Source organism: Streptomyces chiangmaiensis, from assembly GCF_036281785.1.
GTDB classification, from domain to species: Bacteria; Actinomycetota; Actinomycetes; order Streptomycetales; family Streptomycetaceae; genus Streptomyces; species Streptomyces chiangmaiensis.
In genome coordinates this window covers 132,833-144,486 of record NZ_JAYWVC010000003.1, presented here as the reverse complement: position 1 = coordinate 144,486, position 11,654 = coordinate 132,833, and the positions used below count along the sequence as shown (strand labels likewise).

Below are 11,654 nucleotides of genomic sequence, written 5' to 3'. Positions count from 1 at the left end.
ACTAGGCAACCGTCCCATTGTCCGGACACAACCGCATGACTCGATCACTGCCGGATGGCTCCGCTCGAACCGGTGCTCAATTTGGTCGGGACGGGCTGACACTTCGTGGACTTTTCGTCCACTCGCGACCGGCATTGACGGCCAGCCGTGTGGTCCGCCTACACGGCTGTCCTTCATCGACCACGGCACGAACGGCCTCGGACGCGACTGGGCCACGCCTTCTCCGCATCGCGTCGCTGCGTCATCACTGAACCTCAGGCAGGCAAGCCGCCCGGTCCTGGTCGAAGTGGCTGTCTCTGCCGCCTTGCTGCACCAGTCGACCATCCGGGCGGCTTCAGCCTTGGGCGTGAGAGCCCACGTACCGTCGCTGCGGCGCACGGCAGGGACCTGTCCCGGCGACTGGGGGAACCGGCTGGGCTCGTCGCCCCATCGGACCGGTGTAGGAATCCGGGCTTACGGTTGGCTGATCGTGAGGAGTGACTTGATCGCGCGGCGCTCGTCCATGGCGGCGTAGGCGTCGGCGATGTGGTCGAGGTCGGTGGAGTAGTCGAAGACGAGTCCGGGGTTGATCGTTCCGTCCAGGACGTGCTGCAGCAGCTCGGGGATGTAGTGGTGGGCGGGGGCGACGCCGCCCTTGATGCCGATGTTCTTCCAGAAGAGGGTCTTGTACTCGAACTTCTCGTAGAGGGGGACGCCGACGGCGCCGATCATGCCTCCGGCGCAGACGATGCCGGCGGCCGTCTCGATGGACTGGTCGGTGCCGACGCATTCGAGTGCGGCGTCGACGCCGGCGCCGTCGGTGAGGCCGAGGACGGTCGTGACGGCGTCGTCCCCGCGTTCGGCGACGATGTCGCTGGCGCCGAACTCCTTTGCGAGAGCCTGCCGGTCGGCGTGACGGCTGAGCGCGATGATCCGGCCGGCGCCGAGGAGCTTGGCGGCCAGCACGGCTGAGAGGCCGACTGCGCCGTCACCGACGACGGCGACGGTGTCGCCCTGCTTCACGCCCGCGCTCATGGCGGCGTGGTAGCCGGTGCACATGACGTCGGAGAGTGCGGTGAAGGAGGCGAGCTGGGCGTCGGTGAACCCGTCGGCCGGCGCGGGGACCTTCACAAGGGTCGCGTCGGCGTAGGGTGCGCGGACCTTCTCGCCCTGTCCGCCGTCGCTGTCGCCGTCGCCGAAGGCCCCTCCGTGCTCGCAGTTGGATTCGAACCCGGCCCGGCAGGCGGGGCAGGTGCCGTCGTTGTAGGTGAAGGGGGCGATGACGAAGTCGCCGACCGCAAGGTTCTTCACGTTCTCGCCGACCGCTTCGACGACGCCGATGTACTCGTGGCCGATGCTGCCCACCTTGTGGGGGTTGATGCCGCGGTAGTACCAGAGGTCGGAGCCGCAGACGCAGCCGCGCACGACGCGGACGACGGCGTCGGTCGCCTCCTGGATGGTGGGGTCAGGGCGCTGGCCGAGCTCGATGTGCTTCTCGCCTCGGAAGATGGCTGCCTTCATGACGGTCTCCTCAGATGTGGGGTGTCAGGGGGTGTGGGCGTGACGTCGCAGGTCGGCGCGGACACGCTCGGGTTCTGCCTGCGGTCGTGGTCCGGGCCGGTCGCGGGCTCCGTCGAGGTCGCCCGGACGGTCGGGTTCGGCTGCGAGGAACGCGCCCGGCCAGTCGGTGATAGCCGGGCCGTCGGCCGAGAAGACCTCCACGGTCCTGCCCCTGGCGGACGGGGTCAGCAGGGCTTGGACGATCGTCTCGGCGACGTGGTCGCGGCGGACGGGCCCGTACTCGGTCAGGTCGCCCTGGCGCAGGTCCACCTGCTGGTGGGAGCTGCTTCCGGCGTCGAACCAGCCGGGCCGGACGATCGTGTACGGCAGGCCGCTGACCCGCAGGAGGCGCTCACCGCGTCGCTTCCACTCCAGCAGCTCCCGCGACTGCCCGCCGCTGGCCGTGACCCCGATCGAACTCATCAGCACCACGGGCAGCCGATGTCCGTCCAGCGCGTCGAGCACCGCGGGCACGGCGCCGTAGTCGACCGCGGCGTAGTCGCCGGACCGGTACGGCGCACCGTGGGTCATCACGACGGCGTCGACGCCGGCGACGGCGGCGCGCACGGCCGTCGGGTCGGCCAGCTCGCCTGCCACCGCCTCGACACCATCGGGCAGCGACCGCCGGGCGCGGTCGGGGTCGCGGGTCAGCACGCGCGGCAGCCGACCCAGCTCGAGCAGGCGGGCGGCGACGAGGCGTCCGATACTGCCCGTCCCGCCGATGATCAGGACGCGCTTCGTGTCCGCAGGGGGTGGCTGTGTCATGCCGTCAGCCCCTTGAAGGTCGAGCCGTCGATCACGAACCGGTAGCGGACGTCGGAGGCATTGATCCGCTCGTAGGCCGTGTTGATGTCCTGCGCGCCGATCAGCTCGATGTCGGCGGTGACCTGGTGCTCGGCGGCGAAGTCGAGCATCTCCTGCGTCTCGGCGATACCGCCGAACAGGGAACCGGCGTAGGAGCGCCCGTTCTGCAGCAGGGGGAAGACGTCCAGTGGCATCGGCTGGGTGGTGACGCCGACGCTGATCATGGTGCCGTGCAGACGCAGCAGGCCGAGGTAGTCCGCCAGATTGATGGGCGCGCTGACGGTGTTGAGGATGAGGTCGAAGGTGTTGACCAGCTCGGTGAAGGCGGTCCGGTCACCGGTCGCGGCGTAGTGGTCGGCGCCGAGGGCCGCGGCGGCTTCGCGCTTGCTGTCCGATCGGGACAGCACGGTGACCTCGGCACCCATGGCCTTGGCCATCTTCACGCCGAGGTGGCCCAGTCCGCCGAGGCCGACGACCGCAACCTTGGTACCGGGACCCGCGGCGAACCGCTTGAGCGGCGCGTAGACGGTGATGCCCGCGCACAGCAGCGGCGCGGCGGCGGCCGGGTCGAGGGTCTCGGGCACGCGGACGACGAAGTCCTCGGGGGCGACGATCGCCTCGGAGTAGCCGCCCTGGGTGTGGGCGCCGGGCTCGGCGGGGTCGGGGCTGCCGAAGACAAGGGTGTGCCCGCCCAGGCAGTACTGCTCCTGCCCGGCCCGGCAGTTCTCGCACTGGCGGCAGGAGTTGGCCATGCAGCCGATGCCGACCAGGTCGCCGACCTGGTGACGGGTGACGGCAGAGCCGGTTTCGGTGACCCGGCCGACGATCTCGTGCCCGGGCACGAGCGGGCTGACCGGGAGCGGACCGAAGGAGCCGTCGACGAAGTTCATGTCGGAATGGCAGATCCCGCAGTACAGGATGTCGAGCCTGACGTCGTTGGGGCCGACGTCACGGCGCTCGATGGTGACGGGGGCGAGCGGCCGGCCGGCCTCGTGGGCGCCGAACGCGCTGACGGTGGTGGGCACTGTGGTTCCTTCTTGCAGGTCGTACGGGGTGAAAGGTCAGGCTTCGGGGATGGCGCGGCCGTAGGCGGCGAGGGTGACGTTCTCGGGCTCGGGACCGCCGCGCCGGCCGGTCTCCAGCGCGTCCAGCGCGGTGAGCTCGTCTGCCGTGAGGTCGAAGTCGAAGACGTCGATGTTCTCGGCGATCCGCTCGCGCCGGGTGGACTTGGGGATGACCGAGCGGCCCTGCTGCAGGCCCCAGCGCAGCAGCACCTGCGCGGGGCTCTTGCCGTGCGTCTCGGCGATGGCAGTGACGGCCGGGTCCTGGAGGACGCTTCGGCGGTCCTCGCCGTAGCCGGGGTAGAAGGTGATGCCCCCGATGGGGGACCACGCCTGGTTGAGGATGTGGTGCCGGTCGTCGAAGTCGAGCACCTCGCGCTGCTGGAAGTAGGGGTGGATCTCCAGCTGGTTGACCGCCGGCACGACGGACGTCGCATCGAGCAGCGTGGTCAGGTGGTCGACCATGAAGTTGCTGACGCCGATCGCGCGGACCTTGCCGTCGGCCAGGAGCTTCTCCAGGGCGCGGTAGGCGTCGAGGGTCTTGTCGAACTCGGACGGCAGCGCCTGGTGCAGGATCAGCAGGTCGATCTGGTCGACGCCGAGCTTGGCGGCGCTCTTGTCGAAGCCGTGCAGGGTCTCGTCGTAGCCGTAGTCGCTGATCCAGATCTTGGTTTCGACGAAGATCTCGTCGCGGGGCACCCCGGAGTCGCGGATGGCCTGGCCGACCTCGCGTTCGTCGCCGTAGGCGGCGGCGGTGTCGATGTGCCGGTAGCCCAGCTCCAGCGCGGCCGTGACCGCGGCGATGGTCTCGTCGGGTGGGGTCTGGAAGACACCGAGGCCGAGGGCGGGCATCTCGACGCCGTTGTTGAGGGTGAGGGTCTGCATCACGTAGTCCTTTACTTGCGGGACGCCCGGGCGGGCACGATCAGGGTGAGGACGGCGACGACGGCCAGGGCGAGCAGGACGGCGGAGCCCGTCAGCGCGGTGCCGGAGCGGGCCGCGATGTCGGCGGCCGCGTGATGGGTGGAGACGGTGGCGGCCACGGCCGTCAGGATGCTCAGGGCCAGTGCGCTGCCGATCTGGTGCACGGTGTTGACCAGGCCCGAGCCGGCGCCTGCGTCCTCGGGTGCGACGCCGTCGACGCCGCTGGAGGTCATCGGGGCCAGTGCCAGGCCCTGGCCGGCGCCGATGATCACCATGGGCAGGGCCACTCCGGTCAGGTAGGGGGTGTGCAGGTCCAGGCGGCTCAGCCAGGCCATGCCCACGGTCGTCAGCACGACCCCCGCGGCCAGGACCCGGGGCCTGCCGAACCTCTCCAGCAGCCGGGGCACGCGGATGGCGAAGACGAAGTTGACCAGCGTCATCGGCAGGAAGGCCAGGCCCGCCTGCAGCGGCGTCCAGTGGTAGACGCTCTGCACGAACTGCGCGGTGAAGAAGAAGAACCCCATCATCGCGCCCATGTAGAGCATCCGGGTGACGTAGGCGCCGGACCGCTCGCGGCTCGCGAACAGCCGCAGCGGCACGATCGGCTGCGCGGCCCGCCGCTCCACCCGGACGAACAAGGCCAGCATCACCGCGCCCGCTGCGAGGGGGAGCCAAGTGGCCGGTGCCGTCCAGCCGTGGTCTGCGGCGTTCACGATGCCCCAGACCAGCGCGGTCGAACCCACGGTTGCCAGCAGCGCACCTGCGATGTCGAAACGGCCCCGCCGACGTGCGGTCTCGGGCAGGAAGCGCACCGCCAGCACCATCATCACGATGCCGATGGGGACATTCAGGAAGAACCCGGCCCGCCACGAGATCAGGTCCGCGACCAAACCTCCGACGACCAGCCCGAACGCCGCGCCGAGGCCGGCGACTGCGCTGTAGGCGCCCATGGCCCGGTTGCGGGCCTTGCCCTCTGCGAAGCTGCGCGTGAGCAGGGAGAGCGCGGACGGGGCAAGAACGGCGGCGCCTACGCCCTGCAGCGCCCGGGCCGCGATCAGCCACCAGGCGCTCTGGGCGGCGCCCACCAGCAGCGAGGCCAGCGAGAAGACCACCAGCGAGTACAGGAAGACCTTGCGGTGGCCGAAGAGATCACCGGCGCGCGCTCCCAGGAGCAGCAGCCCGCCGAAGACCAGGACGTAGGCGTTGGTGATCCACGACAGGCCCGTCTCGGAAAAGCCCATGTCGGAGCGGATCTGCGGCAGCCCGGTGAACACGATCGAGTTGTCCAGGATGACCATGAAGTAGCTGATGCAGATGATCGCCAGGATCAGCGTCGAACGGGCCGGGCCCTCGGAGGAACGCTGCGCCTGGCGTCGCGGGGCGATGGTCCTGCCGCCGCTCGGCCCGCCCGGACGGCTTGAGTCGGCGACTGGCCCGGCGGGGGCGGCGCCGGTGTCGTGGGTGGCTGCTGTGCGCACGGTCTTCCTCGCGTCGATCGGGACTGCGGCCCGATCCCGGGCCGCCAGTTGCTGGCTTCTCCCAGGTAACGGCGCCTCGAGGGGACAGTGGGAGTCACTGCTCTTCCAGGTACTGGCAGTACCTCGCAGGCCCCTCCAGGCCGACCTACCGTGGATGAGGCGGCACACCGCGCAGGCCGATCGAGAGGAGTCCGCCGTGCCCCGCTACTCGAGTTCAGGTCCGGCCCGGCGGCCGACGCGACCAGCCCGGTCAGAGCCGGGCCCCCGTTTCCGGGCCGCCGTGCCAGCCGGTGTTCGGGCGACGCCCGAGATGGGCTTCCTGCGTGACAGCTCGCGCCGGGAGCTGTCCGCCAAGGGCGCGACAGCCAAAGACACCAGGAAATGAGCATGACCGACCACACCAAGAAGGACGTGGCCGCCGAGGTGCGGGAGTTCCTCAGCACCCGGCGGGCCAGGATCACCCCTGAGCAGGCCGGGCTGCCGGTCTACGGCGGAAACCGCCGTGTCGCGGGGTTGCGGCGCGAAGAGGTCGCCCTGCTGGCAGGCATGAGCGTGGACTACTACGTCCGCCTAGAGCGCGGCAACCTCGCTGGCGCCTCGGACTCGGTCCTCGAAGCCCTCGCGCACGCCCTGCAGCTCAACGAGGCCGAACGCACCCACCTCTACGATCTGGCCCGCGCCGCCAGCCCGTCCGGCCGGCGGCCGGCGGTGACCTCCTCACGCGTCCGGCCGACGATCCTGCGGCTGCTCGACTCGATGACCGGCGTGCCGGCGTTCGTCCGCAACGCCCGCTTCGACATCATGGCCGCCAACGCCCTGGGCCGGGCGCTGTACGCGCCGCTGTTCGACTCACCGCTGTTCGCGCAGCGCGGGCCGGTCAACAGCGCCCGCTTCCTGTTCCTCGACCCCGCCAGCCAGGACTTCTGGGTCGACTGGGACAAGGGCGCCGACGATGCCGTCGCCTTCCTGCGCACCGAGACGGGCCGCGCGCCGCACGACAAGGCCCTCACCGACCTGATCGGCGAACTGACCACCCGCAGCGACGACTTCGCCCGCAGGTGGGCACGGCACGACGTGAAGTTCCACCGCTCCGGTGTGAAGAACCTCCACCACCCGCTCGTCGGCGATCTCTCACTGCCCTACGAGGCGATGGAACTGCCCTCCGACCCCGGCCTGCGCCTCAACTTCTACACACCCGAGCCGGACTCCCCCGAACAGCAGGCCCTGAACCTGCTCGCGAGCTGGACGACCACCGGCACGGTCGTGCCCTCCGGCAACGACTGACCCCCACACGAAAGAGGAGTACCACTCCATGCAGTACCGACCGCTGGGCCGTACCGGCGTCCAGGTCAGCCCGCTGTGCCTGGGCGCGATGATGTTCGGCCCCTGGGGCAACGAGGACGAGAGCGACTCCATCCGGATCATCCACCGCGCCCTCGACGCGGGCATCAACTTCGTCGACACCGCGGACGTGTACTCCGCCGGCGTCTCGGAGGAGATCGTCGGCAAGGCGCTGAAGGGCCGCCGCGAGGACGTCTTCCTGGCCACCAAGTTCTTCATGCCCATGGACCCCGACGACCCCAACCAGCGTGGCGGTTCGCGCCGCTGGATCATCCGCGCGGTCGAGAACTCCCTGCGACGGCTCGGCACCGACCACATCGACCTCTACCAGGTCCACCGCCCCAGCCCCGACACAGACGTCTCCGAAACCCTCGGCGCCCTCACCGACCTCGTCCGCCAGGGCAAGGTCCGCTACATCGGCTCCTCGTCCTACTCCGGCTCCCAGATCGTCGAAGCCCAGTGGACCTCGCGCGAGCGAAACCTGGAGCGCTTCGTCACCGAGCAGCCGCCCTACTCGATCCTGGTGCGCGGCATCGAGGAAGACGTGCTGCCGACCGTGCGCCGCCACGGCATGGGCACCCTCACCTACAGCCCGCTCTCCGGCGGCTGGCTCTCGGGCCGCTACCGCAAAAACGCCACCGAAGGCCCCGCCTCGGCCGCCCGCCCACAGGCCCGCTTCGACATGAACACCCCCGCCAACCAGCGCAAGCTCGACGCCGTCGAACAACTCGCCGTCCTGGCGGAGAAGGCTGGCCTGACCCTGATCGAGCTGGCCGTCGCCTTCGTCATCAACCACCCCGGTGTCACCTCGGCGATCATCGGACCGCGCACCATGGAACAGCTGGAGGCGTTCCTGCCCGCAGCCGACATCACCCTCTCCTCCGACACCCTCGACGCCATCGACGAGATCGTCGCCCCGGGCGTCACGGTCAACCCGGTCGACAACAGCTACGGCGACTTCGAGCTGCAGGCCGACCAGCGACGCCGCTGACATGAGCCGGCTCAGCCCATCACGGCCAGCCGAGCCGGAGCACCAACGCGGCCCATCGGCGAACAACCGCCCCGGGCGCCGTGCCGGAGCAGGACCTCCGGCTTTCCATACGAGTGCGAACCCCCTCAGTGCTGCAAGGGCAGCACTGAGAAATGGCGCTTCTCGCACAAGTCGGCTGTCGGGGCCTGGCTGCCCCGCGTGCCACACACACTGCTCGCATCCGTCATCATTGATCCGCGGAATCCATGAGACCCCATCTGTCTGAGACAGGTCTTCAGGTCACATGACACCGGTTTCCCGGCCGGGCAGCGCCGTCTCACGGATCCCCGTCTTGATGGCTGCGATCGCAAATCGAGCGTCCCCGAGCGCATCAGAGGAACACGAACTGCATGAGGAGCCGAGCGCGTCATGCGCGCAAGCACAGTCGAGCTCAAGACGAAGCCTCACCGGCGTGCTCCGGTGAAGCTTCGTCTCGTGGCTCCGGGTAGAGGCCCCGCCAGCATGCTCCCCGGCGAGCCTTGCCCTATCACTGGGCTGTCACGGGCGCTGTCACCCGTCTGTCACCAACTACGCCGACCCCCTCGGACCGCGAGGCCCTGACCTGCACTTACGCACCCGCCCTGGACTGAGGTGGACACCCAAAGACGGTCTTTACAACCTGTGCCATGTAGCACCGAGGGAGGTCCCCATGACCAGGACCGGGGCGTCTTCTGGCCCGTCAAAGCGGTATTGCAGAGTTTCGACGTTCTTCTCGCTCACCCGCCCACGCTCCCACATCTCACATTCTCCTCGTGAGCGGAGGCAGCACCACTGGCCAAACCTCCCCACGCATCCGCCGCCGGACGCAAATCCTCCACATCGGGCTTCACGTACCAGCGCTGCGTCGTCTCTACCTTGGTGTGCCCCGCCCACCGGGCAAGGAGGTGAGGCGGCACCCCGTTGTTCGCGAGGTAGGTGAAACAACTCGCGCGAGCGTCGTACAAGCGGACTCGCCGCAGCGCGTTCTCCGTCATGACCTTGTACGCCCGTTCCCGCAGCTGCCGTCCGTTGAGCACCCCGCCGAGTTCGTCCACGACGATGTACCCGCTGGCTTCGTACCGCTCCCCGGCCGCCCGCCTCTCAGCCATCTGCATGGCGTGGAAACGCGTCAGCGCCACTCTGACCAGATCGGGCAGGGGAAGCTCCCGCTCCCCTGCAAGTGACTTCGTGTCCTTCTCCACCACGGTCTTGTTCCCCATCAGCGTCCGGGTGTTGGCGATGGTCAGCATGGCCCTTTCCAGGTCGACGTCGGCCCAGCGCATGCCACAGATCTCCGCCGGCCTCAGGCCCATCAGGGAGAAGAGGAACGGGGCGTACAGGCGGTCGTCCTCGACCGCGCGCACGAAGGCATGGACCTCCTCGACATTCCAGGGCAGCACCAACGTCCTGGTCCTGCGCTCCGCCTTGCGTACCTTCCGAGGGATCGTCACCTCCTGGGCGACGTTCACCTCGACCAACCGCCGCTTCACCGCCCGGTTGAGTGCCTCCTTCAGCCGCGTCAGGGACATCTCAACCGAAGTCACGCCCAGGCCCGTGCCCGCCTTGCCATCCCGGGTCCGCCCTTCCCGAAGCGCCCACTGCATCCACGCCTCGACGTGGTCCTCGGTGAGTTCTTGAAGCCGGATCTGCCCGAGCTTCCCGCGAACACGGTCCAGGGTCATCCTGTAGCTGTATACGGTGCTCTCTTCCAGGTCTTCCGACTTCTTGGCGAGCCACTGATCGAGCCACTCGTTCACCGTGATCTCGTGGGCCGGCACCAACGCCGCGTCATAGCGACGATTCGTGATACGCGCGTACTCGGCCTTCGCCTCGCGCAGCGTACCGAAGGTCCGAGTCACCTGCTTACGCTTCCCCGTGACGGGGTCGGCCCCCACATCGACCACGAACCGGTACCGGACCTCCCCCTTCGCATTCGGCGGGAGCTTCTTGATCGGAACGGACAGAACCACTCACTCTCCTTGATGGTGCGCATACTCCACATAGCCTGAGGCGCCGCTGCGTGTCAGCAAAAGGCGCCACGGCCATCAGGGCTGCTCCCACCGCCACGCATAGCCAGATGCAAAGCAGCACCGAACACCTCAAGGGTCTGCACAATCCCCGGTTTCGGTAACCGGGGATCACCTGCTATGTATCGCCCAGCACGACGACCACCCGCCCCTCACTCCCTGCTTCGGCCTCAGACAGGAGGCCAGGGTCGAAGGGCGGGGATCACACGAACCGCGGAGGCCACCGCCGCGGCAAGAGCGGTATCTCGTCCGATTCACCAACTCGACTGGCGGGACTGAACGGCCGGGCGAGAGTCGGCGGGCCTGCCGCTCGGCATCAGGAGCCGGGCCGCGACCGGCTCATCGGCGTTGCCACTCATCTGCGAGGAGTCGATAGGAGCGCACCCGGTCGGCGTGGTCGTGGGTGATGGTGGTGATGATCAGCTCGTCGGCGCCGGTGGCCTCCTGCAGTTGTTCGAGCTGGTCGGCGACGCGCACCGGAGAGCCGACGAACTGGGTGTCGACGCGGTCGGCGACGAGTGTCCGGTCCCCTTCGGTCCAGGCGTGGGCGCGGGCCTGCTCCGGGGTCGGGAAGGGGATGGCGCCCTCGGCGGTGCGGATGCTGCGGACCCACAGGCCGTAGCCGGTGGCCAGTTCGCGGGCGGTCTCGTCGTCCTCCGCGACCACGACGTCGGCGGAAACGCTGACGTAGGGCTTGTCGAGGTGATCGGACGGCTGGAACGCGGCACGGTAGCCCTCGGCCGCCTCCAGTACGGTGGCCGGGCTGACGTGGTAATTGGCGGCGAAGCGCAGGCCGTTGCGGCCCGCGACGTCGGCACTCTGTCCGCCGCTGCTGCCCAGGATCCATACCTGCACCTCGGCGCCCTCGCCGGGGATGGCGTGTGCTTCGGTCCCGTCCGTGGAGCGGTAGTCGCCGCGTAGGAGCGCGAGTATGTCGTCGATCTGTTCGCCGTAGTCCTGGGGGGCGGCGCCGGGCTGGTGCAGGAGCTGCTGCTGGAGCAGGAAACGGGGCGAGCCGATCAGGTGCTCGGGAGAGAACCGTGGTGGGATCTTCAGCCCGTTGGGGGCGTGGCCGTCGACGACGGGGGTCGTGGTCGGCCGGGGCCCTGCCGTCTGTCCAGGGGGACGTCCGCCCGAGCGGCCGAGGCCCAGGTCGAGTCGCCCGGGGTGCAGGGCGTCGATCAGTCCGAACTCCTCGACGGTGGACAGGGCGGTGCGGTGACCGAGTTGTACGGCACCGGAGCCGATCCTGATGGTGGAGGTCGCGGAGGCGGTCAGGGCCAGTACGACTGCGGGAGAGGTCCCGGCCACGCCGGGGTTGAGGTGGTGCTCGGCGAACCAATAGCGGGTGTAGCCGAAACGCTCGGTCTGCTGGGCGAGGTCGATGGTGTTGCGCAGCGCCTCTGCGGCGGTGGAGCCGGACGAGATCGGGACGAGGTCGAGGACTCCGAGAGGGATGCCGGACATGGTC

At 69.2% G+C, this 11,654-nt stretch carries 9 protein-coding genes; 2 read left to right on the top strand and 7 right to left on the bottom strand.

What is annotated here, in order from left to right; genetic code table 11:
- Positions 1-453: 453 nt before the first annotated feature.
- The 5 genes from VXC91_RS02300 to VXC91_RS02280 are packed head-to-tail and all read right to left on the bottom strand — an operon-like array spanning position 454 to position 5,806.
- Positions 454-1,500: a zinc-binding dehydrogenase gene (locus VXC91_RS02300; RefSeq protein ID WP_329504665.1), complete on the bottom strand. Its 1,047-nt coding sequence runs from the start codon at positions 1,498-1,500 to the stop codon at positions 454-456.
- 24 nt (positions 1,501-1,524) lie between these two features.
- Positions 1,525-2,304: an NAD(P)H-binding protein gene (locus VXC91_RS02295; protein ID WP_329504663.1), complete on the bottom strand. Its 780-nt coding sequence runs from the start codon at positions 2,302-2,304 to the stop codon at positions 1,525-1,527.
- A complete protein-coding gene (locus VXC91_RS02290; protein ID WP_329504662.1) occupies positions 2,301-3,368 on the bottom strand; it encodes an NAD(P)-dependent alcohol dehydrogenase in 1,068 nt (355 codons plus the stop codon). Before VXC91_RS02290 ends, VXC91_RS02295 begins: the two co-directional genes overlap by 4 nt.
- Positions 3,369-3,404: 36 nt before the next feature.
- Entirely contained in the window at positions 3,405-4,289 is an 885-nt protein-coding gene (locus VXC91_RS02285) for an aldo/keto reductase (protein WP_329504661.1), read from the bottom strand.
- 11 nt (positions 4,290-4,300) lie between these two features.
- Positions 4,301-5,806, bottom strand: a complete 1,506-nt coding sequence (locus VXC91_RS02280) for an MFS transporter (RefSeq protein WP_329504660.1) — start codon at positions 5,804-5,806, stop codon at positions 4,301-4,303.
- 387 nt (positions 5,807-6,193) lie between these two features.
- On the opposite strand from VXC91_RS02280, the gene VXC91_RS02275 reads away from it, so the two are divergent.
- Entirely contained in the window at positions 6,194-7,090 is an 897-nt protein-coding gene (locus VXC91_RS02275) for a helix-turn-helix transcriptional regulator (RefSeq protein ID WP_329504658.1), read from the top strand.
- 28 nt (positions 7,091-7,118) lie between these two features.
- Positions 7,119-8,138, top strand: coding sequence for an aldo/keto reductase (locus tag VXC91_RS02270; RefSeq protein ID WP_329504657.1), 1,020 nt, complete (start codon positions 7,119-7,121; stop codon positions 8,136-8,138).
- 755 nt (positions 8,139-8,893) lie between these two features.
- Here VXC91_RS02270 and VXC91_RS02265 read toward each other — a convergent pair.
- Together VXC91_RS02265 and VXC91_RS02260 are read right to left on the bottom strand one after the other, a co-directional pair.
- Positions 8,894-10,126, bottom strand: a complete 1,233-nt coding sequence (locus VXC91_RS02265) for a tyrosine-type recombinase/integrase (protein WP_329504656.1) — start codon at positions 10,124-10,126, stop codon at positions 8,894-8,896.
- 396 nt (positions 10,127-10,522) lie between these two features.
- A complete protein-coding gene (locus VXC91_RS02260; RefSeq protein ID WP_329504655.1) occupies positions 10,523-11,650 on the bottom strand; it encodes an MsnO8 family LLM class oxidoreductase in 1,128 nt (375 codons plus the stop codon).
- Between the last annotated feature and the right edge of the window lie 4 nt (positions 11,651-11,654).

What these genes read in the sequence shown, in the direction of transcription:
- VXC91_RS02300 (WP_329504665.1), bottom strand. Translation starts at nt 1,500, where the DNA reads ATGAAGGCAGCCATCTTCCGAGGCGAGAAGCACATCGAGCTCGGCCAG.
- VXC91_RS02295 (WP_329504663.1), bottom strand. Translation starts at nt 2,304, where the DNA reads ATGACACAGCCACCCCCTGCGGACACGAAGCGCGTCCTGATCATCGGC.
- VXC91_RS02260 (WP_329504655.1), bottom strand. Translation starts at nt 11,650, where the DNA reads ATGTCCGGCATCCCTCTCGGAGTCCTCGACCTCGTCCCGATCTCGTCC.
- VXC91_RS02270 (WP_329504657.1), top strand. Translation starts at nt 7,119, where the DNA reads ATGCAGTACCGACCGCTGGGCCGTACCGGCGTCCAGGTCAGCCCGCTG.
- VXC91_RS02285 (WP_329504661.1), bottom strand. Translation starts at nt 4,289, where the DNA reads ATGCAGACCCTCACCCTCAACAACGGCGTCGAGATGCCCGCCCTCGGC.
- VXC91_RS02275 (WP_329504658.1), top strand. Translation starts at nt 6,194, where the DNA reads ATGACCGACCACACCAAGAAGGACGTGGCCGCCGAGGTGCGGGAGTTC.